We start from the raw sequence: 23,418 nt of genomic DNA, 5'->3' as shown, positions 1-23,418 counted from the left end.
CTCACCCGGCCGCGTCGGCTGCGGACCACGCCGACCAGCCGGTCACCGCTACCGCGATCACCGGCCCGGCTGGTGACTGCTGGACGTACTGCGGGTACTTGTCGGCCAGCGCCGCACGGGCCGCGGCCTCCTCCACGCGGTCCTGCACCAGCCGGCCGTGCCCGTCCAGCCGAACCCACCACAGCCGCGACCAGTCCTCGTCGTACTCGTCGACCAGCAGGCAGGCATGCCCCGTCGCCTGGATGTTCTCCAGCCGGCGCAGCCGCCGGTGGCGCTTGGGCTTCTCGTCCACCACGTGGTAGACGACATCGTCGAGCAGCACGAAACACACAGGCACCAGGTGGGGACGCCCATCCGCTGCGACGGTGGCCAGCCGGGCCACCCTGGCCGACCGGACCCGATGCCGGATCTCGTCGGCGGGCACAGGCCCGACGGTAACAGCCGACACCGGCCAGGGTTACTCATTGTGGCCAGCGGCGTCGTCGAGCCGGTGGGTGTGCCGGCGCCGCACGCGGGTACGCCCTGCCGACGGGACCCGGGGGAGGCGTGATGGCGAGCGAGGCGCCCGACTACTTCCAGCCCGAGGCTGGGCTGGTGCTCACACACCTCCTGATCGTGCGGGATGTGGACCGCTCCCGGGAGTTCTACCAGCAGGTGCTGGGAGCGACGGTGGTGCGGGAACGCCAGCCGGCGATCCTGCGATTCCACAACAGCTACATCGTGATCAACGACGAGGGTGGCCCGACCGACGACAAGCCGGATGTGCAGGCGCAGGCGCCGCCGGATTCGCGCACGCTCAGCAGCGCGATGAACGTCCGGGTCACCGACGTCCGGGCGGTCTATGAGCAGTGGCGGTCACGGGGTGGCGAGTTCCTGACCGAGCCGAAGGACCATGGCGTCGAGATCCGGTGCTACCTGCGTGATCCGGACGGCTACCTGATCGAGCTCGGCCAGGGCACCGGGATCCTCGCCGAGATGGGTCGGGCAGCCTCTGCCTGAGCGTGACGACAGGCGCCGCCGGCACCCTTGGTCACGGCCAGACCAACCATCGTGATCGGGCCCCTGGTGATCAGGGCGAGACTCGTACCTCTACCGAGCTGATGAACCACCTAAAGTCGGACGTGCTGTCAATGGACACGTCGTTTGTGCCGCTGATGTCGAACGAACGCGTCCCGGCGCACACGACGACGGACTGACCTGCCGGCACCGGCCCCGCGCTGAACAGCTGCGCGAAGTAGTGGGCGCCACGGGTCAACTTCTCCTGCAGGAAGCTCTCGTCATCGTCGGTCTCCTCGTGGAAGACCGACATCTCGGCATACGAGGGCTCGGCCACGTTGGGATGCAGGACGTCGAGCATCAGGAAGTTCCGCTGGCCTGTGCCAGAGTTCGACCAGCCCCATTCGTCCTCTGTTTCCAGGCGGTGCGTCGCCTCGACGCACTGCGCGTCGATGAGGACCTCGACCAGGCCGGTGGTGGGCGGCACGAAGCCGAACGCTATCGAGCTGAACGCGTCGCCGGACGCGTAGTCGAAGTCGCCTGCGTCGCTGTTGTCCATTGTGATCGAGATGCCGACGTCGCCGACCGACGGGTTGAGCGTATGGATGCGATCAACGACGAAGTTGTCGTTGTGCACCGGGGTGAAGCCGAAGTTGAACCCGAAGAACGGCGGCCGGAACACTTCCCACCGGTGCGGGTCCTGGCTGTCGTCGGGTTCGAAGACTCCCCAGGGGAGCGCATGATCGTGGAACGGAGACAGGCTCAACCACTTGTCGAGGTTGTTCGAGAGGTGGAATCCGGTGCTGATGTTGTCGTCGACCGTGAAGACGTCGGTTAGTGAATCGTGATAGTCCGTCGCTATTGCGGCAATGGCCTCGCGCCTGACGTCTCGACTTCGCAGGAATGCGTCGGCCTTATGTTTCCTGGCTTTGTTGAGTTTCGCGTAGGGCGACCTCAACCCTTGGGGCGGCTGGAGCAGGTCACGAAACGTCAACCGTTCCTGCTGCATCAGTTGCCTCAAGTCCGCCCAGGTGTCGTCTCCTAGCAGGCGCTGCAGCCGCTGGCTTGCGTGAGCCGACAGCTTCGCGGCTTTGCTGCTGCGCTTTTTGGTGATCGTCTGGAGGCGCCGCTCACGCTCCTGTGCCGCCCCATCCGCCGATCGCTGGGCCTCCATGGGGAACTGGCGAAAATTGCGAATTGTTTTACAGGTGCTGACCACGTGAACCACCCCACTAAAACTTTGTCTACATGCTGCTTCACATCTCTCCGGCTGGCCATACGGGTGCTGCTATGTTTGCAACGCCACATGTGCCGCCAAATAGCATTAATCGGGCCATTGCCGCCGCCGCACTCGGCGAGCCGGTCGGCAGACGCCCGCGAGGTCGTTGAGCCAGACCCGTGGCCGGTTGCGCCGGGCCAAGGGCGGGTGAATGTGGACGTTCTGGAATCCTGGCAGCACCATGCCGCCCGGTCGGCGGGTAGCAAAACGGTGCAGCGATCGAAATGTCGGCCGACGCGTCGACCGCACCTGGGCGAACATGGTGGCCATGGTGTTACCCAGACGCTTGGCGCGGTTCAACCGGGTCGTCACCAACCGCGTGACCGGTCCCCTGGCCGGGCGGCTGCCCGGCTTCGGCGTCATCATCCACCGCGGCCGCCGCTCCGGTCGGGCGTACCGGACGCCGATCAACATCTTCCGGACGTCCGACGGTTACGTCGCCGCGCTGACCTACGGGGTCACCGACTGGGCGAGAAACGTACTGGCGGCCGGCGGCTGTGAGCTGGAGACCCGCGGCCGGCGAGTGCCCCTCACCCGTCCCCGCCTCGTGCACGACCCCACCCGCCGGCACATGCCGCCGCTCGTCCGCCAGCTCGTCGGGGTGATCGGCGTGACCGACTTCCTCTATCTCGACACCGTGCCCGATGCAGACCACGTCCACTAGGCAGATCTCCGCCGGGCTTCCTACCGAAGGCTCGACGTTGGCAGCGAGGCGGCGAGTTCGGCGATAACCTCGGCGTAGCAGCGCTCCGGCACGCACCAGCAGCCGAGCCGGCGTCCGCGCAGGCCGGCGCGGAGGGCGAGGAGGTCGGGTCGGCCGAGCAGGTACGCCCGGTACTTGTCGAGGATCTCGTTTCGGGTGCCGTCAGGGCCGGGGCGGACTACGACCCCGCCACCGGCCAGGTCTCCGGACAGGTCGACTTCGCAACCGCCTCGGTCGTCGATGAGGCGGTCGCCGCCGCCGACGAGGCGTTCACCCGATGGCGTAGCGCATCCCTCCCTCGGCGGATGAGCGTCATGTTCTCCTTCCGGGAACTGCTCAACGCCCGAAAGTCCGACCTCGCCCAGATCATCACCGCCGAGCATGGCAAGGTGCTCTCCGACGCCGCGGGGGAGATCCAGCGTGCGCTGGAGGCGGTCGAGTTCGCCTCCGGGATCCCGCAACTGCTGAAGGGCGGGTTCAGCGAGAACGCCTCGGCCCAGGTGGGCGTGTACTCCATCCGGCAGCCGCTCGGCGTGGTCGGGGTGATCACCCCCTTCAACTTCCCGGCCATGGTCCCGCTGTGGTTCGTGCCGAACGCCATCGCGTGCGGCAACACGGTGGTGCTCAAGCCGAGCGAGAAGGACCCGTCCGCGTCGAACTTCCTGGCGGAGTTGTTCGCGGAGGCCGGGCTGCCGGACGGCGTTCTCAACGTCGTGCACGGCGACAAGGAGGCGGTCGACCGGATTCTCGAACACCCGACGGTCAAGGCCATCTCGTTTGTCGGCTCCGAAACGGGCACCCGTAACGGCAAGCGGGTGCAGGCGCTCGGCGGCGCGAAGAGCCACATGGTCGTGCTGCCCGACGCCGACCTCCACCTCGGCCGCCGACGCCGCCGTCTCGGCCGGCTTCGGCTCGGCCGGCGAGCGCTGCATGGCCATCTCCGTCGTCGTGGCCGTCGACCCGGTCGGTGACGAGCTCGTCGGCAAGATCAGCGAACGGATCGCGGCACTCCACGTCGGCGACGGCCGTCGCCCGGGCTGCGAGATGGGGCCGCTGGTCACCGGCGCTCACCGCGACCGGGTGATGTCATACCTGGACGCTGGTCGGTCCGCGGCGGCGCAGCTGGTGGTCGACGGGCGGAACCACCCGATCGACGGTGAGCATGCCGGCTTCTGCCTCGGACCGACTCTCTTCGACCATGTCGACAGCGACATGTCCATGTACACCGACGAGATCTTCGGACCGGTCCTCTCGGTGCTCCGGCTGCCCAGCTACGGCGCCGCCGTCGAACTCGTCAACGCCAACCGGTACGGCAACGGTACGGCGATCTTCACCAACGACGGTGGCGCAGTTCGCCGGTTCCAGAATGAGGTCGAGATCGGCATGATCGGGGTGAACGTCCCGATCCCGGTCCCGGTCTCGTACTACTCCTTCGGGGGTTGGAGGACTCACTGTTCGGTGACGCTCACGCGTACGGGCCAGAGGGAGTGAACTTCTTCGTCAGATCCAAGGTCGTCACCAGCCGGTGGCTCGACCCGTCCCACGGTGGCGTGAACCTCGGCTTCCCACAGAACAGCTGAGCACCGGCCTGAATCAACTGCGCCCGGGGACGGCCATCTCGCCGGCATCGGGCGGCCCGCTGCCCGTGCCAGGTCTCGTCACGATTCCGCCGCGTCGGGCGGTGCACTGCCCTGATCCGGTCGACTCGCGGGCTCGGCGCGGCCGTGCAGCGCGACGGCGACGATCGTACCGGGGCAGAGCATGAAGGACCTGCCCCGGACGGCCACCGGGACGGGCTGCCCCGACCCGGGGGCGGCCGAGATCCGCAACCGCTCGTGGTAGACATGCAGGGAGATCAGCTGGTTTCGGTACCGGATCACGCAGTCGAGCCGGTCGAGCCCTTCGGGCAGCAGCAGGTTGAGCCGGAGCACGTCACCGCGGGCCTCCAGGCCGGTGTAGCAGCGTTGCAGGATGTCCAGCGTTCCGGCAGTGGCGCCGAGGTGTATGCCGTTCCGCGTCGAGCTGTGCTCCGGATCCGCGAGGTCGGTGCCGAGTGCGGTCAGCAGCATCTCGAAGGATCGGCCGCGATCGGTGCGGGCCAGCACCCATGCGTGCGCTACCCGGCTCAACTGGATTAGCGAGGAATCCTGGCCCTTCAGGGCCGGGAGGAGTCGCGTCACGGACCGGGATGTTTCTGTTCTTTGATGTAGTCCTTGATCACTTCTAGTGGGGTGCCGCTGCAGGACGCGGCGAAGTACGAAGGGGACCCCAGGTGCCCGTGCATGATGTGCCGGTTGATCCGGTCGGTGAACTCCTTGCGTAGGTAGTGCGCTGAGACGCCCTTGAGTCGGTTGGCCAGTGTGGAGGTCGGCAGCTTGGGTGGGTAGTGCACGAGCAGGTGGACGTGGTCGTCTTCGCCGTTGAACTCGCGCAGCTCGGCGCCCAGGTCGGCGCAGACCTGCCGCATGATCTGTTCGCAGTGGGTGAGCATCGCGTCGTTGAGGACGTCCCGCCGATACTTGGTGACGAAGACAAGATGTACGTGCAGGTCGTAGACAACGCTTCTACCGCTGCGAATATTCGGGTCCGGGGTCCATCGTGGTGACATAGATAAGATGAGACGGTGTGGGCATGCCTGCGAAACTGGACAAGGTCGTGAAGCCGAGATGGGCGGCCAAGGTCCTCGGCATCGACTACGCGGACCTGCCGAAACTCGAGCGCCCCTGGACCCAACGGGACGTGCGGTCGCTGCGTGACAGCAGGCCGGACTGGCTGACCGAGGCGCGCCGTCGGCACGCGACCCGCGTGCAGCAGGCGAACGAGTCTCGGGCCGCAGAGCTGCACGCGGAACTGGCACGGCTCGGCTACGACGCCCCGGACCTCGGCACGGTTGATCAGGCTGCGCTCTACATCGACGGCGCCCTGACCCACCTGACGACCGTGACTCGCTGCTCCGAAGACGAAGCGGACCGGGCTGCCTGGCGGCGGTGGCCGAAGTCGATGGCAGCCGAAGAGGACTACGCCGACCAGGACGCCTGGTGAAGATCGTCGTGCAGGTCCGGTTGTTTCCGGACGCCGCCCAGCATGCGGCGCTGCGGGCAACCCTGGACCTGTGCAACGAGGCCGCAAACGTCGCGTCCACCCAGGCGTATCAGCGGCGGGTGTTCGCCAAGCAGTCGTTGCAGCGGCTCACCTACGGCCAACTGGAGGACATGGGTCTGTCGGCGCAGCCCGCCATCCACGTCGCCCGGAAGGTATCCGGCGCGTACGCCACCCTGACGGCCAACATCCAAGCCGGCAACCTCGGCAAGCCAGGGTCGAAGAGGCGCCAGGCCGCCGAGGGCAGACCGATCCGGTTCCGTCGCGACGCGGCGCAGCCGTTCGACGACCGTTGCCTGTCCTGGCAACTGGCTGCCCGCACCGTGTCAATCTGGACGGTCGCTGGCCGATCCGGGCCGATCCGGTTCGGCTGCTCCGACCAGCAGCACGCCCTCCTGCTCGCGCACCGCCGCGGCGAGTCGGACCTGGTCCGCCGGGACGGCAAGTGGTTCCTGTACGCCACCTGCGACATCCCCGACGCACCCACTAAGGAGCCGGACGGGTTCCTCGGCGTCGACCTCGGCATCGTCAACCTCGCCACCGACTCCGACGGCCGCGACTACTGCGGCAAGGCCACAAACCGGGTCCGGCACCGCAACCAGCGGCTCCGCGCGAAACTCCAGGCCATCGGCACCAAGTCCGCCAAGCGGCTGCTGAAGAAACGCCGCCGCAAGGAATCCCGGTTCGCCGCCGACACCAACCACCGCATCGCCAAGAGCATCGTGACCGAGGCCGAACGCACCGGCCGCGGAATCGCCCTGGAAGACCTGGGCGGCATCCGCGACCGGGTACGGCTCAGACGGCCCCAGCGGGTCACGCTGCACTCGTGGGCGTTCCACCAACTCGGCCAGTACATCGCCTACCAGGCGAAGCGGTCCGCAGTGGCGGTCGTGCACGTCGACCCGGCGTACACCTCGCAGGGATGCTCCGCCTGCGGACACGTCGCCAAGGCCAACCGGCCCAACCAATCCACCTTCCACTGCCGGTCGTGCGGCTTCGCTGAGCACGCCGACCGGAACGCAGCCCGCAACATCGCCGCACGCGGTGTTACGGGCTGGGCAGCCGTCAGCCTGCCGAACGCGGCGTGACCTCGTGCTCATCACCACGAGCCGTCACGATCCGCAAGCTCGACCCTTCAGGGTCGAGAAGCTGACCGTGGATCCATGGGGTTCGGGTGGGGTGTCACGGGCCGGCGGCCAACAGCCGGCTGATCTCTCCGGCGGCTGGATGCTCCGGAGCGATGGTCAGGAAGCGTCGCAGGGTGCGCGCCGCCTCGGCGGACCGGCTGCCGCGCTGCGCCAGCCCGAGCACGAGCAGGCCGTCCGGGGAGTCTGGGGAGCGGGTCAGCACCTCCCGCGCCGACTGCTCTGCGCCGGCGTTGTCGCCGGCCCGCAGCAGCGCGAAGGCGAGCCGCAGCTGGATCGCATCGTCGGGGCGGTCCCGCAGGGCCTCCCGGTACATCCGCGCTGCGGCGTCGTAGCGGGCCTGCCCCTCGAGGTCGCGGGCCAGCTGCACGGCGACCGTCACGGGATCGGCCGGTTCCGGATCCTGGCCCGGCCGGTCCAGGCGGCTGGCGGCCACCGTGACCGACGCGACGAGGCTCACCATTCCCACCGACACCGCGCGCCACGCCCGGCGCGCGGCCCGACCGGTGGGCGCCGCCCGCACGGCCGTGGCCCGCGCAGACGGGGTCGGGCGGGGACGCAGCGTGCGCAGGGCCGCGTAGCCGCCGGCCAGCAAGGTCAGCGCGGGTACGGCCCAGAGCAGCAGCTCCGCCCGGCGGGTCGGCGGGTCGGTCAGCACCTCCGGGCCGTAGCGCTGGACGAACCAGCGGCGGATCTCGTCGCGGTCCCGCCCCTGGGCCAGCTGGTCCGCCACCACCTGCCGCATGGCCGCCGCGATCGGCGACCGGGAGTCCGCCACCGACTCACCCTGGCAGGCCGGGCAGCGTAGACCCACTGCCACGGCGCGTACGGGGTCCTCCCGACCGGTGCCGCCGGTCGACCGGACCAGCCCTGCGCCCGCTGCGCCGATCAGCGCCGTGAGGACGAGTGCCCCGACGGCCGCGCGCCACCTCATCGGGCCAGCAACGGCGCCACCCGCTGCTCAAGCCACTGCCGGGTGACCACACCCTGCTGCCGGTCGACGATCCGGCCGTCGCGGTCCACCACGAACGTCTCCGGCACTGCCCGGACGCCCCAGTCGACCGCCCGGGTGCCCTCCGGGTCTGGCAGCACGGTCAACTCCCGTGTGCCGGTCTCGTCAAGTAGCGCCCGGACCGCCTCGGCGCCGTCCCGGACGTTCAGCCCCACCAGCCGCAGCCCCCGGGGCGACCACTGCCGTTCCGTCTCGAGCAGTAGCGGCAGCTCGTCCCGGCACGGGCCGCACCAGGAGGCGAACACGTTGACCAGCAGCACGTGGCCACGGGCTTCGGTCAGGTCGAACCGGCCACCATCCAGGGTGGCGCCCGTGAGCGCCGGGGCCGGCGCGGGGGTGACGCCGTTGGCGGCGCCGGCGTCGAGCGGCGTTGACGGTGACCGCAGGCCGAGGGCGACCACGGTGCCAACGGCGACGATGAGCACCAGCACCAGCGCCGGGCCAGGTCGCAGCAGGCGGCGGGCGGTCATCACCGGGCCCCGGCGGCGACCGGGTCAGGCGACGCCGCGACGACGTCCGGGCGTCGCGGACGGGCGGTGCGGATCGCCGCCAGGAGTCCCCCCGCGGCCGTCAGCGTGCCGCCGGCCCAGAGCAGCCCGACGAGCGGGTTCACCGCGAGCCGTACGGTTGCGCTGCCGCTGTCCGGGGCGACCGCGATCAGGGTGACGTACGTGTCTCGCAGCAGTCCGGTCTGGATCGCCGGCACCGTGACAGCGGTGTCCCGGGCGGGGTTGTAGCGTAGGGCGGGCCGGACCGTTCGTTGCCCGCCGCCCGCCTCGGTGAGCCGGAGCCGCGCCCGTACGGTCATACCCCCGCTGGCGCCGCTGCGGTCCACGCCGACCAGGCGCACGGACACGTCGCCCAACCGCAGCGCCTCCCCAGTGTGGATGGTTCGCTCCGTGTCGCGGCCGTACGCGGAGGATCCCGCGACACCCACCGCAACCAGGGCGATCCCGGCGTGCGCGACCAGTGCGGCAGCCCTACCCGGTTTCCGGGTCCGGCCGGAGCGCGGCCGCCGGTCGGCCAGCTCTGCGGCCACGCCGGTGAGCACGAACGCCGCCGCTCCGAACGCGGTGAGCGCGGGCAGGCCGGGCCGGCTGAGCAGCCCCACCACGGCGACGGTGGCGAGCGCCACGGCGCCGGGTAGGGCGAGTCGCCGCAGCGCCTGCGTCCGGTCGCGGACCCGCAGGGCCGGCGTCACGCCCAACATCAGCAGCACCGCGATCGCCAGCGGTACCGCCGTGCGCTGGTAGTAGCCGGGTCCGACCGAGGTGCGCACCCCGCCGAGCGGTTCGGAGAGCAGCGGGAAGATCGTGCCGATCAGCACCACCGCCGCGATCGTCACCAGAAGCACGCCGTTGACCAGCACGGCCGTCGTCCGGGACAGCAGCGGTGTGCTCCTGCCGTGGGCGGGTTCGGGATCGCGCCATCCGGTCAGGACCGTCGACACGACGACCGTCAGCAGCACGAAGCCGAGCAGCATCGGCCCCAACGGTGAGTCGGTGAAGGCGTGCACGCTGGCCACCGCGCCGGACCGGGTAAGGAACGTGCCGAGCAGCACCAGCACGAAGCTCGCGGATGCCAGGGCCAGGTTCCAGCCGGCCCGGCCGGCGGCGCGGCCCAGGGTGGCGTGCAGGAAGGCGGTGGCGGTCAGCCAGGGCAGCAGCGACGCGTTCTCCACCGGGTCCCACGCCCAGTAGCCGCCCCAGCCCAGCACCGCGTACGACCACCAGGCCCCGAGCCCGATGCCGGCGGTCAGCGCCGCCCACGCCGCCAGGGCCCAGGGTCGGGCGGCCCGTACCCAGCTCCGCCCCTGCTGGCCGGCCAGTGGTGCGGCGAGGGCGAAGGCGAACGGCACGACCAGGCCGATGTAGCCGGCGTAGAGCAGGGGAGGGTGCACGCCCATCGCCGGGTGCTGCTGCAGCAGCGGGTTCGGCCCCGGGCCGTCGGCGGGTACCGGGTTCACCTCGCGGAACGGGTTCGCGGCGAAGGTGGACAGCGCGTAGAAGAACATGGTCACCGTGCTGACGACCACCATCGCGTAGGCGTGCAGCCGGGGCGGGTGCCGGCGGTGGGCCAGCAGTGCCGCGTACCCGGCGAGGATCAGCAGCCAGAGCAGCAGCGACCCGTCCAGGGCGGACCAGAGGCTCGTCAGCGTGTAGTACAACGGCACCTGGCGTCCGCCGTTCTCGGCCACGAAGCGGACGCTGAAGTCGTGCCGGAGCAGGGCCGCCTCCAGCAGCGCGCAGGCGACGGCGGCGGTTGCCAGGGTCGCGGCGGTCCCGAGGCGGGCCGCTCGGGTGGGCGTGGCGAACAGGGCCGCCCGCAGCCAGAGCAGGGCGGTCAGGGTAGCGCAGAGCAGACCGACCGTGAGGCTGGCGGTGCCGAGGTCAGCGAGCATCGACCGACCCTGGCGGGGCGGTGGACGGGCGGTATTCGTTGCCGTGCCGGACCACGACGTGATCCGAGCGGAACACCCTGTCCTGCGACAGGGTGCCCTCTACGACCGCCCCCTCGCCCTCCCGGAACGTCTCCGGTGGGACGCCGCGCTGCTCGACGGTGATCTCGTGACCGTCCTGGGCGAGGCGGAACACCACGAGGTCGCCGGTGCGCCGCAGCGATCCGGGCACCACGTCGCCGCCGAGGCGTACCCGTTCCGAGGTCGCGTCCGGATCGCCGAGCACCTCGTAAGGAGTGCGGTAATAGGTCAGGGTCTCCCGGAGCGCGCTGGTGACCAGCAGCGCGCCGGCGGCGAGGAGCACGGCGACGACGGCGGTGCGGCCCCTGCGGCGACGGCTCATCCGACACGGGCCGGGGCGCGGTCGGCGGGCGTGTCGGGGGTCAGCCGGCGTTCCAGCCGGACCACCCGGTACAGCAGGACGCAGAGCGCGGCGAGCGTCGCGGCGGCGACGGCGAGCAGCAGGGCGACGCCCATCCTGGGGTCGATGGGTGGGCGCTGCGGGGCGAGCACGGTCGCCTGCTGGTGCAGCGACCGCCACCAGACGACGGAGAAGTGCACCACCGGGACGAGCAGGAAGCTGGCCATCCCGACGACCGCGGCGGGCCGCGCCACCCGGTGGTCGCCTCCGTCTCGCGCGCCGGTCCGCTCTGCCAGCGAGCGGCGCAGGGCCAGGTAGCCGGCGTACGCGAGCAGCAGCAGGACGGTGCTGACCAGCCGGGGGTCCCACGCCCACCAGGCACCCCAGACCAGTTTTCCCCACAGTGACCCGGTGGCGATCGCGACGGCGGTCAGGGCCGCGCCGATCTCGGCGCCCGCCCGCGCGAACCGGTCCCAGCGAAGGTCGCCCCCGATCAGGTACGCGCCGCTGGCGGTCAGCACGACGGCGAACGCGGCGTAGGCAACCCAGGCCGCGGGGACGTGGAGGTACATCAGTCGCTGCGCCTGGCCCTGCACCTCGTCGGGGGGTGCCAGCCATCCGCCGGCCGCCGTCGCCGCCGCGGTGAGCCCGCCGGCGAGCCAGGCCATGGTCCGGCGGCCGGCGGCCGCTCTGCCGGTGTCCGCGACAAGGTCCACGGTGGAGGCTCGCATGATCTCCCTGTCCGCGCCCCGGGGGCGCTTGCGGATCGAGTTGCGGTATCACCATAAATCGGTCCGGTCGCACTTGTGGGGTTATCAGCCGCAAACAGGGATGAAGGGGGTTCGGAAGGGCCTAGTGTCGCTCTCGGTGGACACGACAGCAGGGATGACCATGAGCGCCGCCCGACCCGCCGGGCGGCGCCGGCAGCCGCGCCCGCTCCCGGTGCTGACGGCCCTGTGCGGCCTGGCCCTGCTCGCCGGATGCGGGGGTGACCCGCCGTCCGTCCTCAACCCCGCAGGCACGGGCGCCGCCCGGGTCGCCAACCTGTGGTGGCTGCTCTTCTGGATCTCGCTGGCGGTGGTCGCCGAGGTCATGGCGCTGCTGATCTGGGCGCTGGTGTTCCGGCGGGGCAACGTCCGGGTGCGCCACGGGCAGCCGCTGCGCTTCGTCGCGATCGCCGGAGCCGGGCTGCCGTTCGTCATTCTCGTCGCTGTCTACGGGGTGGGGCTGCGGGACCTCGCCGCGCTCGCCGCCGATCCGGACCCCGATGCCCCGACGGTGGAGGTGACCGGCCACAAGTGGTGGTGGGAGGTGCGCTATCCGGGGGCGTCCGGGGCGACCGCGAACGAGATCCACATTCCGGTGGGGGAGCGGGTGAAGGTCCGGCTGCGCACGGACGACGTGCTGCACAGCTTCTGGGTGCCGCAGCTCATGCCGAAGACGGACCTGATCGCCGGTGAGACCCGCGAAACCTGGTTGCGGGCGGAGCGGGCCGGCCGCTACCGCGGCCAGTGCGCCGAGTACTGCGGCACCCAGCACGCCCACATGGCCTTCCTGGTCGTGGCGGAACCCCGCACCGACTTCGACGCGTGGCTGACCCGCCTGAACGCCCCGGCCCGTCAACCGCGCACAGAGGCCGAGCGCCGCGGCCAGCAGGCGTTCGTGCAGGGCACCTGCGCCGCCTGCCACGCGGTACGGGGCACCGGCGCCCAGGGCCAGGTGGGGCCGGACCTGTCGAACGTGGGCTCCCGATGGAGCCTCGGCGCCGGGGCGGTACCGAATGACGCCGGACACCTCGGCGGCTGGATCGTCAACTCCCAGACGGTCAAGCCCGGCAACGCGATGCCCCCACAGCCGGTCGGCGCGGCCGCGCTGCCCGACCTGATCACGTACCTGCGGTCGCTGGATTAGGTCGGGGAGGGGGAACTATGGCCACGACCAGCACGCCGCCCGCCGTCAGCCGGGTGAACCTGGCCCAGCTGACGGAACACTGGGCGGAGCCGCGTTCGCTACGCGGCTGGTTCAGCACGGTCGACCACAAGAGAATCGGCCGGCGCTACCTGGTCACCGCCGGGTTCTTCTTCGTCCTCGCCGGACTCAGCGCCCTGGCCATGCGCACCCAGCTCGCCCGACCCGAGGCGGGACTGCTCTCGCCCGAGGAGTACAACCAGCTCTTCACCATGCACGGCACGGCGATGATCTTCCTGTTCGCCACACCGATGCTCTTCGGCTTCGGGAACTACCTCGTACCCCTGATGATCGGCGCCCGGGACATGGCGTTCCCGAGACTGAACGCCTTCGGCTACTGGGTCTTCCTGTTCGCCGGCCTGTTCATGTGGGCGAGCCTGCCCTTCGGCGCCGCCCCCAACAACGGCTGGTTCGCGTACGCGCCGCTGAACTCCGAGCAGCACAACCCCGGCCTGCACATGGACGTCTACGCCCTCGGTCTGCTCTTCCTCGGCATATCCACGACCGCCGCCTCGATCAACTTCATCGTCACCGCGCTCAAGCTGCGCGCACCGGGAATGTCGCTCAACCGGGTACCGCTGTTCGTCTGGGCGATCGTCGCTACCGCGTTCATGGTGATCTTCGCGCTGCCGGCGCTGAACCTCGACAACGCGATGCTGTTCCTCGACCGCCGGTTCGACACCCACTTCTTCGACCCGTCGGCCGGCGGAAACGTCCTGCTCTGGCAGCATCTGTTCTGGATCTTCGGACACCCCGACGTGTACATCATCGTCATGCCGGGGCTGGGCATCGTTTCGGCGGTGCTACCCGCATTCACCCGGCGGGGCGTGGTCGGCTACCCGCTGATCGTGCTGTCCATCGTGGCGATCGCGATCATCTCGTTCGGGGTCTGGGTGCACCACATGTTCGCCACCGGGCTGCCGCAACTGTCGTACAGCTTCTTCAGCGCGGCCAGCACGATCATCACCATTCCGTCCGGGCTGCAGATCTTCGCCTGGCTGGCCACCATGCTGCTCGGCCGGCTGGTCATCCGGGTGCCGCTACTGTTCGTCGTCGGCTTCATCGTGACCTTCGTGCTCGGCGGCGTCACCGGCACGATGTTCGCCCTGACCGCGTTCGACCAGCAGGTCACCGACACCTACTTCGTGGTGGCGCATTTCCACTACGTGCTGATCGGCGGCGCGGTCTTCCCGATGCTCGCCGGCATCTACTACTGGCTGCCCAAGATCACCGGGCGGATGTACCACGAAGGGCTGGGGCGCTGGGCGTTCTGGCTGGTCTTCGCGGGCATGCACGTCACCTTCTTCCCCATGCACCTCTACGGTCTGTTCGGGATGCCCCGCCGGGTCTACACCTACGTCAGCGAGCCGGGCTGGGGCGGATGGAACCTGGTCAGCACCATCGGCTCCTACGTGCTCGCTCTCGGACTGCTGCTCGTGCTCGTCGGCGTGGTGCACGCCGTCCGCCGGGGTCGGCCCGCCCCGCCGGACCCCTGGCGCGCCGACACCCTGGAATGGGCCACCACGTCGCCGCCCGAGCCGTACAACTTCCCCGTCCTGCCTCGGGTGCACAGCCTGCACCCGGTGTGGGACGAACGGACCGCCGAGTCGACCGGCGAGGGGGCGACCGCGGACCGCATCCTCAGCGAGGGACGCAACACACTGCTCACCAGCGAACTGGACGCCCGCGTCGAACGCCCGGTGCCGATGCCGGACTCAACGCTCAAGCCCCTCGTGCTCGCCGCCGCGTTGCTGGTCCTCTTCGCCGCTCTGCTCGTCGCCTGGTACCCGGTGGCGGCCGTCGCCGCGGTGGTGGTGGCCGCGACGATCGCGGTCTGGCTCTGGCCAGCTGGACCGAGCCGGACGAGCGGAGTGGCGACACCATGACGGATCGGGGCGGGATCATGGCGGCCACCGGCGCCGAGGCGCTGAGCACCGAGCTGCCAGCCGGTCGATCGACCGGCTGGTGGGGCATGGTGATGTTCGTGGCCACCGAGGCCACCCTCTTCGCCTGCCTGCTCGGCAGCTACTTCTACCTCCGCTTCCAGTACGGCCCCCAGTGGCCGCCGGGCGCCATCGGGACCCCGGAACTGCTCAAGCCGTTGATCATGACCGCCGTGCTGCTGCCCAGCAGTCTGCCCATGGTGTGGGCCGAACGCGGCAGCCGGCACGGCCGGCGATGGCAGCTGCGGTGCGGCCTGGGCGCCACCATGCTGCTCGGGCTGACCTTCCTGACCCTGCAGGCCACCGAGTACGCCGAGAAGCTCCGGCACTTCACCCTGACCACCGACGTGTACGGGTCGCTGTTCTACCTGATCACCGGTTTCCACGGGCTACACGTCCTGGTCGGCCTGACCATGATCGGCTGGCTGCTCGCCGCCGCCCTGAGCGGCGGCACCATCGACGCCCACCGGCGCGAGCGGGTCCGCAACACCGCCATCTACTGGCACTTCGTCGACGCGGTGTGGGCCGCCATCCTGTTCACCATCTACCTCTCCCCACGACTATGACCACCACACCACCCGGGCCACGGGCCCGTCTGACCGGCGGGGTGCTGCTCTGGTACGGCGTCCTCGGCGGCGGCGTCGCGTGGGGCGTACACGTGCTCGCCGCCTGGGGCCTCGACGAACTCGCCTGCGCCGCCGGCTCCGACCGCGTCCTCGCCATGCCGCTCGGGCGGGTCGTCGGGCTCGCGGTGATCGTCCCGGCCCTGGTCACCGCGGGCTCGCTGGCGGTCGCCGCCCTGGCGTGGCGACGCACCGCCCGCGCGCAGGCCACGGGCACCCAGGACCGGGCGTACGGCCGGTCCCGGATGCTCGCCGTGGTGGGCGTCTGGGTCAACCTGCTGTTCCTGACGATCATCGTGCTCGGCGGGGTCGCCGTGCTGGTGCTGCCGCCATGTCAGCTCTGAGCGTCCACCAGGCACACGGGCCCGGCCAGAGCCCGCTGGCCGAGAGCCTGCTGGCGATGCTCGTCGTCGTCACGGTCTGCCTGCTGGCAGCCGGCTACGGGCGGGGCGTCCAGGAGCTGTGGTCGCGCCGCGGCGCGGGGCACGTGGTCCCCCGCTGGCGGGTGGCCGCGTTCGGCGCCGGACTGCTGGTGGTGCTCGGCACTGAGCACGGGCCGGCGCACGAGATGGCGGAGTCCTCCTTGGCCGGGCACATGGCTCAGCACATGCTGCTCCTGCTGGTGGCCGGGCCGTTGCTCGCGGCCGGCGCGGCGGGGCTGCCGCTGAGCATGGCCGTGCCGCTCCCGCTGCGCCGGCTGCTCGCCCGCTGCCGGGTGGCACCGCCGATACGCCGGCTGCGTCACCCGGGCACGTACGCCCTGCTGGCCGGTGGCGGGCAGACCGTCGTGCTCTGGTTCTGGCACCTGCCCGGGCCGTACGCGGCCGCGGTCGACCGTCCCGCCGTGCACGCCACCGAGCATCTGTGCTTCCTGGTCACGGCCTGGCTGTTCTGGGCGCCGGTGCTCGGCTCGCCACGGCACCGCGCCCCCGCCCCGGTGACGGTGCTGCTGCTGGCCGGCACCATGCTGCCCGCCTCGGCCCTCGGCGCCGTGCTCACCTTCGCCCCGCAACCGATCTATCCGCGGCGGGTGTTCGGCGCCGACCCGCTGGCCGACCAGCAACTCGCCGGCCTGTTGATGTGGGCGCCGATGGACCTGGCCGTGCTGGTCGTGGCGCTGACCGTGTTCCTGGGCTGGCTGCTGCGGATGGACCGCGACCGGCCCGACGGCCTGCGCGGGGGGCCGCCACCCGCAGGGACCCGCCCGATGGCGACCACAGCTGAAGCGGAAGAGGTGGTGCCATGATGCTGCCCCGCCGGCTCTGGGCACTCGGTGCGGCCCTCATGATCCTGCCGATGGTCGCGGTTACCGCCTGCGCCTCGACGGCCCCACCGCCACCACCGGAGTCGCGCAACGGACGGCCCGACCGCGGCGCGGAGCTGATCGCCCAGTACGGCTGCGGGTCGTGCCACACCATCCCCGGCATCAACCGCGCCGACGGCCTGGTCGGCCCGCCCCTGACTCGGTTCGGCGCCCGCTCCTACATCGCCGGTCAACTGCCCAACAACGCCGACAACCTCCGGCGCTGGATCGCCGATCCCCAGGCCGTGGAGCCCGGGACCGCCATGCCGAACCTCGGTATCAGTGCCATTGACGCCCAGGACATCGCCGCCTACCTCTACACGCTGGACTGACCGATGCGGCACTCACGAGCCGCGGCCCGGCGGCTCACCCTGCATCCCCGCCGGATGCTCGCGGTCGGAGCCGTGCTGGTGCTCGCCGCCGGTCCGGTGGCGCTCGCCCCCGAGCCGACCCCCGGGGCCGCGACCCCGGCCGCGTCCGCGCCGTCGTCGAACCCGGCGGACCGGGGCACCGAGCTCTACCTGCAGCAGTGCGCGAGTTGCCACGGCGAGCAGGGGCGGGGCACGCAGCGGGGCCCGTCGCTGATCGGCGTCGGCCCCGCCTCGGTCGACTTCCAGGTCTCCACCGGACGGATGCCGCTGTCGCGGGAGCAGCAGCAGGCCCGGCGCGCGGAACCGGTGTTCTCGGCCGGCGACATCCGCGCACTGGTGGGCCACGTCGCCAGCTTCGGCGGGGGTGGTCCGCAGATACCCCGGGTCGCCCCGGGCAGCCTGGCCTCCGGTCAGGAGATCTTCGCCGCCAACTGCGCACCCTGCCACGGGGCCACCGGCGCGGGCACCGCGCTGACCGACGGCTGGACCGCCCCGCCGCTGTACGACGCCACAGCGACGCAGGTCGCCGAGGCGGTCCGGGTCGGCCCCGGGCTGATGCCGGTCTTTCCCAGCCAGGTGCTCAACGACCAGCAGGTCAACGACCTCACCGCGTACGTGCAGCGGCTCCGCGGCGAGCGGCTGGACCGGGGCGGCAACCCCCTCGGTCGGCTCGGCCCGCTCGCCGAGGGACTGGTCGCCTGGGTGGCCGTCCTGGGTCTGCTGGTGGCAGCCGCTCGGTGGCTGGGCAGGAGGGCGGAGGAGTGAGCGCGCGGCGTCCCTCGGCGAGCGAGCGGGCGGCCAGTCGCCGGATCGTCGTCGCGTTTCTGGTCAGCACCGCCGGGGCGGTGGGCTTCGCGGCGACGTACGCGGTGGGCGGCGACACCCGCTGGGAGGGGGTCTGCCTCGCGGTGGCCTTCGCCGGGCTGGCCGTGGGCCTCGCCATCTGGGGCCGGCGGCTCGTGCCGGTCGACGGGTACGTCGAGGAGCACGAGGGCTTCGCGCCGCCTCCGAGCGAGCAGGCGATGACCGCCGCGGTGCTCGCCGCGCCGGACAGCCCGGTGCGGCGGCGGGGCCTGCTCGCCGCGCTCGGGCTCGCGCTGAGCGCGCTCGGCGCCGCCGCGCTGTTCCCGCTGCGCTCCCTACTGCCCTCCGGTCGGGCCCACCCGCTCAAGGCACGCAGAGACACCCCATGGGGACCCGGCGTGCGGCTGGTCACCGCGGACGGACGGCCACTTCGGCTGCAGGACGTGCCCGCCGGCACCGCGGTCGGGATCTTTCCCGAGGGCCACCTCGACACCGGGGACGGCCCCGCATTCGCGGTCCGCCTTGATCCCGAACGCTTCTCCCGCCCGCCCTCCGCCGGCCACCTGAACGGGCTGGTCGTCTACTCGCTGCTCTGCACGCACGCAGGGTGCCCGGTCCGGATCTACCTCAAGGGCACCGGGCAGGTGCTCTGTCCCTGCCACCAGTCCTCCTTCGACCTGCTGGCAGATGCCCGGCCGGTGGCCGGTCCGGCGGCCCGGGCGCTGCCAGGGCTGCCGATCGAGGTCGGACCGGACGGCTTCCTCCGCGCGACCGGTGAATTCACCGCGCCGCCCGGCGCGGGCTTCTGGAGCTCACCATGATCACCGACCGGCTGGCCCGGGCCCTGGACGACCGGCTACGGCTCTCGCCGATCACCCGCCGGGCGCTGGTGAAGGTCTTTCCCGACCACTGGTCGTTCATGCTCGGCGAGATCGCGCTCTACTCGTTCATCGCGCTGATCCTCACCGGCGTCTACCTGACCTTCTTCTTCGACGCCAGCTCCGCCGACCGGGTCTACCGCGGTGCGTACGCCCCGCTGGACGGCGCCACCACCTCCGCGGCGTACGCCTCGACGGTGCGGCTCAGCTGGGACGTCCGGGCCGGCCTGCTGATCCGGCAGACCCACCACTGGGCCGCGCTGGTCTTCGTCGCGGCCATCGTGCTGCACCTGGCGCGGATCTTCTTCACCGGGGCGTTCCGCAAACCCCGTGAGCTCAACTGGCTGATCGGCGTGACCATGCTGACCCTCGCCCTGGCCAACGGCTTCACCGGCTACTCCCTGCCCGACGACCTGCTCTCCGGGCTGGGCCTGCGGATCATCACCTCGGTGGTGGAGTCGATCCCCCTGCTCGGGGCGTGGCTGGTTTCCCTGGCCCTGGGCGGGGAGTTCCCCTCCGACGAGATGATCCCCCGGATGTTCGTCGCCCACGTGCTGCTGGTGCCGGCCGTCCTCGTCGCCCTCGTGTCGCTGCACATGGGCATCCTGGTGCGGCAGAAGCACAGCCAGTTCCCCGGTCCGGGGCGAACCGAGCACAACGTCGTCGGCTCCCGGCTGTGGCCGAGCTACACCCTGCGCACGCTCGCCCTGTTCGCCTGGGTGCTGGCGGTACTGTTCGCCCTCGGCGGCCTGATCCAGATCAACCCGGTCTGGCTCTACGGGCCCTTCGAACCGGCCCAGTCCACCGCGCCGGCCCAGCCCGACTGGTACGTCGCCTGGGGTGATGGGGCCCTGCGGCTGTTCCCGCCGCTGGAGTTCCGCGTCGCCGGGCATCTGGTGCCCGCGCCGTTCTTCCCCGGCGTGGTGCTCGGCGGGTTGACCTTCCTCGTCCTCTACGCGTGGCCGTTCGTCGAACGGCTGCTGACCGGCGATCGCCGGCAGCACCACCTGCTCGACCGGCCCCGCGACCATCCCGTCCGGATGGGCATCGGTGTGGCCGCGCTGACTTTCTACGCGGTACTCACGGTGGCGGCCGGCGACGACATCATCGCCCGTCTGCTGCGGGTGCCGATCTACGACCTGCTGTCGATGTTCCAGGTGCTGGTGCTCGTCCTGCCGATCCTGGCCGGGGCGCTCGCCTTCCTGACCGCGCGGGCGCTGCACCGCGGCGGCGCAGCCGGCGTCGGCGAACTCACCCGTGCGGACCTGCGGCGGGCCGCCCACCGCTCGCCTCACCCGCCCGAGGGCGAGGGTGAACCGGAAACACCCGCCCCGGACAGGCCGGGGGAGCGAATCGAGCTGTGGCCGGAGGGCGACCTGTGGCATTGGCGATACCGCGACGAGGCCCGGCACCTCGTCATCGGCGGGAACCGGGCCCTGCGCTCGAAGGAGGAAGCGATCTCGGCCTCCCGGCTCGCGTACCCGGGGGTCGACCGGGTGGTGGTGCCCGGACCGCCGCCGGCGCCACCGCCCGGGCCGATCCGCGCCGCCCTGCGCCGTTGGGGCCGGGCGGCGGCCGTCGGGTCGCTGCTGCTCGCAGCCCTCGTCGAGAAACGGCGGGACCGCCGGGAGCGGGAACGGGTGGACGGCCCGACGCCGCCGGAGCCGGCGGAAGAGGCGCCGACCGGGGATGGGCGGACATGACACACCTGGTGGGGCGCGTGGAGGGAAGTCCCCAGACCGCTCCGGCGGCCACGTGGACCGCTCAGCCGGATCAGACCTGCGTGATGACGTTCTTGCCGTACGAGGAGAGGGTCTTCTCCTTGTCGTCATGCATGAGGTAGAGGGCGAAGTTGTGCACTCCGATCTCCTTGAGCTCCTGCAGCCGGTCGACGTGGGCTGACTCGGGGCCGACGAGGCAGAACCGGTCGACGATCTCATCGGGCACGAAGTCGGTGGACGGATTGCCGGCGCGGCCGTGGTGGGCGTAGTCGTAGCCTGCGCGGCCCCTGATGTAGTCGGTCAGGGCCTTCGGCACGACTCCCGAGTCGCCGTAGCGGGCGACCAGGTCGGCCACGTGGTTGCCGACCATGCCGCCGAACCAACGCAGCTGGTCCCGTTGGTGCGCGAGGTCGGTGCCCACGTAGGCGGGTGCGGCCACGCACATCGTGATCGAGTCGGGATCTCGACCTGCTGCGGTGGCCGCATCGCGTACCGAGCCGATCGTCCAGCGGGCGATGTCGGGATCGGCCGTCTGCAGGATGAAGCCGTCGGCCTGCTCGCCGACCAGCCGCAGCGCTTTCGGGCCGTAGGCGGCCATCCAGATCTCCAGCCGGCCGTCCCGCACCCACGGGATGCGCACCGGCGTGCCGTGGTGTTCGACCTCGTTGCCTTCGGCCAGCTCCTTGATGACGTGCATCGCTTCTTTCAGCGTGGCCAGGCTCGCCGGCGGCTGGCCGATGACCCGCCGGGCCGAGTCGCCGCGGCCGATCCCGCACACCGTGCGGTTGCCGAACATGTCGTTGAGCGTGGCGAAGAGCGACGCGGTGACCGACCAGTCGCGGGTGCTCGGGTTGGTCACCATCGGCCCGACGATCAGGTGCTTGGTTGCGGCGAGGACCTGCGAGTAGATGACGAACGGCTCCTGCCACAGCACGCAGGAGTCAAACGTCCACCCGTAGCGGAACCCGTTGTCCTCGGCGGCGGTGAGGCCGGCCACGACGTCGCGCGCCGGCGGGTCGGTCTGAAGTACGACACCGAAGTCCATCGCTTCTCCTTTTCAACAGTTGCTTAGGCGGGAACCCCGGTCCTTCAGGGCCGGAGGAACGCTGTTGCGGACCGGGATGCTTCTGGTTTTCGATGTACTCCTTGACCACGGCGAGTGGTGCGCCGCCGCAGGACCCAGCGAAGTACGACGGGGACCACAGGTGCGCGCCCCACGGGTACCGGTGCAGGTGCGGTTCGTGCTCCTAGCGCAGTCGGCGGGCCGATACGCCTTTGAGGCTGTTGACCAGTTTCGACAGTGCGAGGGCCGGCGGGTAATGCACGAGCAGGTGGACGTGGTCGTCCTCGCAGTTGAACTCGCGCAGCTCCGCGGAAGTCGGTGCAGACGTCGGCCATGATCTGCTGGCAGCGAGTGAGGATGGGGTTGAGGTGAGCGCGCCCCGCCGGTACTTCGTGGTGAGGACCAAGTGGGCACGCAGGTTGTGGACGACTGAGCGACCTCGGCGAACATCCGGGTGTGGGGTCCATCTGGGTGACATAGGCCGAAGCTACGGTGGTCGTGTGAAGCTGGTCGTGCAGGTGAAGCTGCTGCCGACGTCCGGGCAGGCGTCGGCGTTGGAGGCGACCCTGCGCGCGTGCAACACGGCGGCGTCCGACGTGGCGGCCGTGGCCCGGGAGACCGGGGTGTACCGGAACTACGACCTGCGTAAGCAGGTCTACGCCGGTATCAAGGCTGACTACGCCCTGGGTGCCCAGGCGGCCCAGCATGTGATCAAGAAGGTCTCCGACGCCTACGCCACCTTGAAGGCGAACCTGCGGGCTGGCACCTACGGCAAGCCCGGCTCGAAGCGGCGCCGGAAGGTGGAGACCAATCCGATCGGGTTCCGCTGGAACGCGGCCCAGCCCTATGACGCCCGGATGCTGTCCTGGCAGGCCGATGCCCGGACCGTGTCCATCTGGACCACGCACGGCCGGCTCAAGGGCGTCGCCTATACCGGGTCCGCCGACCAGCTCAAGGCGATCGCCACCAGCAAGACCGGCGAGTCGGACCTGATCTTCCGGGACGGCATGTGGTTCCTGTACGCCACCGTCGAGGTGTGCGAACCTGAACTGATCGAACCGTTCGGCTTCCTCGGCGTGGACATGGGCATCGCTAACATCGCCTACGACTCCGACGGCACTCGCTACGCGGGCGACCAGCTCAACGGCTACCGCCGGCGGCAGCTGCGGTTGCGCAAGCGGTTGCAGAAGAAGGGCACCAAGTCGGCCCGACGGCTGCTGGCACGGCGCAACAAGAAGGAAGGGCGGCACGCCGGGAACGTCAACCACTGCATCGCCAAGACCATCGTGACCGAGGCTGTACGCACCGGTCGCGGCATCGCCGTCGAAGAACTGACGGGGATCCGCGAACGGGTCCGGCTCTGCAAGCCCCAACGGGTCACACTGCACTCGTGGTCGTTTCACCAGCTCGGCAGCTTCCTGGACTACAAGGCCCGCCGAGCAGGTGTACCGCTGGTCCAGGTCGACCCGCGGTACACCTCCCAGACCTGCAACGGCTGCGGGCACCGCGACAAGCGGAACCGGCCGGACCAGGAAACCTTCCACTGTCGGTCGTGCGGGGTCGTTGCCCACGCCGATCACAATGCGGCGCTCAACATCGCCCAGCGCGGCGTCGAGGGCTGGGGCGCAGTCAACCGTCCGCACGCGGCATCACCCTGCATCCAGTAGGGGGACTGACCTGCAAGCCTGCCC

At 70.8% G+C, this 23,418-nt stretch carries 25 protein-coding genes and 2 pseudogenes; 15 read left to right on the top strand and 12 right to left on the bottom strand.

Annotated features, from left to right (window positions below; translation table 11 throughout):
- Position 1 precedes the first annotated feature (1 nt).
- A complete protein-coding gene (locus BUS84_RS11570; RefSeq protein WP_074311264.1) occupies positions 2–424 on the bottom strand; it encodes a TIGR03668 family PPOX class F420-dependent oxidoreductase in 423 nt (140 codons plus the stop codon).
- Positions 425–549: 125 nt separating this feature from the next.
- Between BUS84_RS11570 and BUS84_RS11565 the strand changes: the two genes are divergently transcribed.
- On the top strand, positions 550–999 hold the full coding sequence (locus tag BUS84_RS11565; protein ID WP_074311262.1) for a VOC family protein: 450 nt from the start codon (positions 550–552) through the stop codon (positions 997–999).
- Positions 1,000–1,069: 70 nt separating this feature from the next.
- Here the strand turns inward: BUS84_RS11565 and BUS84_RS11560 are convergent, their stop codons facing one another.
- A complete protein-coding gene (locus BUS84_RS11560; protein ID WP_143728331.1) occupies positions 1,070–2,215 on the bottom strand; it encodes a hypothetical protein in 1,146 nt (381 codons plus the stop codon).
- 328 nt (positions 2,216–2,543) lie between these two features.
- On the opposite strand from BUS84_RS11560, the gene BUS84_RS11555 reads away from it, so the two are divergent.
- The gene (locus tag BUS84_RS11555; protein WP_074312510.1) at positions 2,544–2,939 is read left to right on the top strand and encodes a nitroreductase family deazaflavin-dependent oxidoreductase; all 396 of its coding nucleotides are present in this window, start codon (positions 2,544–2,546) and stop codon (positions 2,937–2,939) included.
- Between the two features lie 20 nt (positions 2,940–2,959).
- On the opposite strand, the gene BUS84_RS41215 is transcribed toward BUS84_RS11555, so the two are convergent.
- Positions 2,960–3,100, bottom strand: a complete 141-nt coding sequence (locus BUS84_RS41215) for a DUF4326 domain-containing protein (protein ID WP_425293450.1) — start codon at positions 3,098–3,100, stop codon at positions 2,960–2,962.
- Positions 3,101–3,127: 27 nt separating this feature from the next.
- Here BUS84_RS41215 and BUS84_RS11545 point away from each other — a divergent pair.
- Positions 3,128–4,558, top strand: a pseudogene (locus BUS84_RS11545) (CoA-acylating methylmalonate-semialdehyde dehydrogenase); the annotation flags it as partial.
- 78 nt (positions 4,559–4,636) lie between these two features.
- Here BUS84_RS11545 and BUS84_RS11540 read toward each other — a convergent pair.
- On the bottom strand, positions 4,637–5,158 hold the full coding sequence (locus tag BUS84_RS11540; RefSeq protein WP_074311258.1) for a glycosyl hydrolase family 65 domain-containing protein: 522 nt from the start codon (positions 5,156–5,158) through the stop codon (positions 4,637–4,639).
- Positions 5,155–5,586, bottom strand: coding sequence for an IS200/IS605 family transposase (gene tnpA / locus BUS84_RS11535; protein WP_074311256.1), 432 nt, complete (start codon positions 5,584–5,586; stop codon positions 5,155–5,157). The genes BUS84_RS11540 and tnpA (BUS84_RS11535) overlap by 4 nt, the downstream gene beginning before the upstream one ends.
- Positions 5,587–5,609: 23 nt before the next feature.
- Here tnpA (BUS84_RS11535) and BUS84_RS11530 point away from each other — a divergent pair, with 23 nt between their 5' ends.
- Positions 5,610–6,020 carry a hypothetical protein gene (locus tag BUS84_RS11530; RefSeq protein WP_074311254.1) on the top strand — a complete coding sequence of 137 codons (411 nt, stop codon included), beginning with the start codon at positions 5,610–5,612 and terminating at the stop codon, positions 6,018–6,020.
- Complete coding sequence (locus BUS84_RS11525; RefSeq protein WP_074311251.1) at positions 6,017–7,165, top strand: RNA-guided endonuclease InsQ/TnpB family protein; 1,149 nt, start codon at positions 6,017–6,019, stop codon at positions 7,163–7,165. The genes BUS84_RS11530 and BUS84_RS11525 overlap by 4 nt, the downstream gene beginning before the upstream one ends.
- 94 nt (positions 7,166–7,259) lie before the next feature.
- Here BUS84_RS11525 and BUS84_RS11520 read toward each other — a convergent pair whose 3' ends face one another.
- The 5 genes from BUS84_RS11520 to ccsA are packed head-to-tail and all read right to left on the bottom strand — an operon-like array spanning position 7,260 to position 11,784.
- Positions 7,260–8,156, bottom strand: coding sequence for a cytochrome c-type biogenesis protein CcmH (locus BUS84_RS11520; RefSeq protein ID WP_074311248.1), 897 nt, complete (start codon positions 8,154–8,156; stop codon positions 7,260–7,262).
- Complete coding sequence (locus tag BUS84_RS11515) at positions 8,153–8,704, bottom strand: TlpA family protein disulfide reductase (protein WP_074311246.1); 552 nt, start codon at positions 8,702–8,704, stop codon at positions 8,153–8,155. The genes BUS84_RS11520 and BUS84_RS11515 overlap by 4 nt, the downstream gene beginning before the upstream one ends.
- Positions 8,704–10,635, bottom strand: coding sequence for a heme lyase CcmF/NrfE family subunit (locus tag BUS84_RS11510; RefSeq protein WP_074311243.1), 1,932 nt, complete (start codon positions 10,633–10,635; stop codon positions 8,704–8,706). The genes BUS84_RS11515 and BUS84_RS11510 overlap by 1 nt, the downstream gene beginning before the upstream one ends.
- Complete coding sequence (locus BUS84_RS11505) at positions 10,625–11,035, bottom strand: cytochrome c maturation protein CcmE (RefSeq protein ID WP_074311241.1); 411 nt, start codon at positions 11,033–11,035, stop codon at positions 10,625–10,627. Before BUS84_RS11505 ends, BUS84_RS11510 begins: the two co-directional genes overlap by 11 nt.
- On the bottom strand, positions 11,032–11,784 hold the full coding sequence (gene ccsA / locus BUS84_RS11500; protein WP_074311239.1) for a cytochrome c biogenesis protein CcsA: 753 nt from the start codon (positions 11,782–11,784) through the stop codon (positions 11,032–11,034). The genes BUS84_RS11505 and ccsA overlap by 4 nt, the downstream gene beginning before the upstream one ends.
- A gap of 136 nt (positions 11,785–11,920) precedes the next feature.
- Here ccsA and coxB point away from each other — a divergent pair, with 136 nt between their 5' ends.
- Genes coxB through qcrB form a run of 9 tightly spaced genes read left to right on the top strand, consistent with a single transcriptional unit; the run spans position 11,921 to position 20,646 of the window.
- A complete protein-coding gene (gene coxB / locus BUS84_RS11495; RefSeq protein ID WP_208869581.1) occupies positions 11,921–12,964 on the top strand; it encodes a cytochrome c oxidase subunit II in 1,044 nt (347 codons plus the stop codon).
- Between the two features lie 17 nt (positions 12,965–12,981).
- On the top strand, positions 12,982–14,907 hold the full coding sequence (ctaD, locus tag BUS84_RS11490) for a cytochrome c oxidase subunit I (protein ID WP_074311237.1): 1,926 nt from the start codon (positions 12,982–12,984) through the stop codon (positions 14,905–14,907).
- Positions 14,904–15,530: a cytochrome c oxidase subunit 3 gene (locus tag BUS84_RS11485; protein ID WP_208869580.1), complete on the top strand. Its 627-nt coding sequence runs from the start codon at positions 14,904–14,906 to the stop codon at positions 15,528–15,530. The genes ctaD and BUS84_RS11485 overlap by 4 nt, the downstream gene beginning before the upstream one ends.
- Positions 15,527–15,931 carry a hypothetical protein gene (locus BUS84_RS11480; RefSeq protein WP_074311233.1) on the top strand — a complete coding sequence of 135 codons (405 nt, stop codon included), beginning with the start codon at positions 15,527–15,529 and terminating at the stop codon, positions 15,929–15,931. Before BUS84_RS11485 ends, BUS84_RS11480 begins: the two co-directional genes overlap by 4 nt.
- Positions 15,919–16,833 carry a cytochrome c oxidase assembly protein gene (locus BUS84_RS11475; protein ID WP_074311231.1) on the top strand — a complete coding sequence of 305 codons (915 nt, stop codon included), beginning with the start codon at positions 15,919–15,921 and terminating at the stop codon, positions 16,831–16,833. The genes BUS84_RS11480 and BUS84_RS11475 overlap by 13 nt, the downstream gene beginning before the upstream one ends.
- Positions 16,830–17,222, top strand: a complete 393-nt coding sequence (locus BUS84_RS11470; protein ID WP_208869579.1) for a c-type cytochrome — start codon at positions 16,830–16,832, stop codon at positions 17,220–17,222. The genes BUS84_RS11475 and BUS84_RS11470 overlap by 4 nt, the downstream gene beginning before the upstream one ends.
- Before the next feature lie 3 nt (positions 17,223–17,225).
- Entirely contained in the window at positions 17,226–18,026 is an 801-nt protein-coding gene (qcrC, locus tag BUS84_RS11465; protein WP_074311229.1) for a cytochrome bc1 complex diheme cytochrome c subunit, read from the top strand.
- Entirely contained in the window at positions 18,023–18,886 is an 864-nt protein-coding gene (locus BUS84_RS11460; protein WP_074311227.1) for a QcrA and Rieske domain-containing protein, read from the top strand. Before qcrC ends, BUS84_RS11460 begins: the two co-directional genes overlap by 4 nt.
- Complete coding sequence (gene qcrB / locus BUS84_RS11455; protein ID WP_074311225.1) at positions 18,883–20,646, top strand: cytochrome bc1 complex cytochrome b subunit; 1,764 nt, start codon at positions 18,883–18,885, stop codon at positions 20,644–20,646. Before BUS84_RS11460 ends, qcrB begins: the two co-directional genes overlap by 4 nt.
- 70 nt (positions 20,647–20,716) lie before the next feature.
- Here qcrB and BUS84_RS11450 read toward each other — a convergent pair whose 3' ends face one another.
- On the bottom strand, positions 20,717–21,709 hold the full coding sequence (locus tag BUS84_RS11450) for a TIGR03842 family LLM class F420-dependent oxidoreductase (RefSeq protein WP_074311223.1): 993 nt from the start codon (positions 21,707–21,709) through the stop codon (positions 20,717–20,719).
- Positions 21,606–22,205: pseudogene (gene tnpA / locus BUS84_RS11445) on the bottom strand (IS200/IS605 family transposase). Before tnpA (BUS84_RS11445) ends, BUS84_RS11450 begins: the two are co-directional and overlap by 104 nt.
- Positions 22,206–22,227: 22 nt before the next feature.
- Here tnpA (BUS84_RS11445) and BUS84_RS11440 point away from each other — a divergent pair.
- A complete protein-coding gene (locus BUS84_RS11440) occupies positions 22,228–23,394 on the top strand; it encodes an RNA-guided endonuclease InsQ/TnpB family protein (protein ID WP_074311221.1) in 1,167 nt (388 codons plus the stop codon).
- The last annotated feature ends 24 nt before the right edge of the window (positions 23,395–23,418 follow it).

This window comes from Micromonospora cremea (assembly GCF_900143515.1).
In the GTDB taxonomy this organism is placed as follows: domain Bacteria; phylum Actinomycetota; class Actinomycetes; order Mycobacteriales; family Micromonosporaceae; genus Micromonospora; species Micromonospora cremea.
Note: the sequence above shows the minus strand (reverse complement) of the source record. Positions and strands in the feature narration are given on the sequence as shown.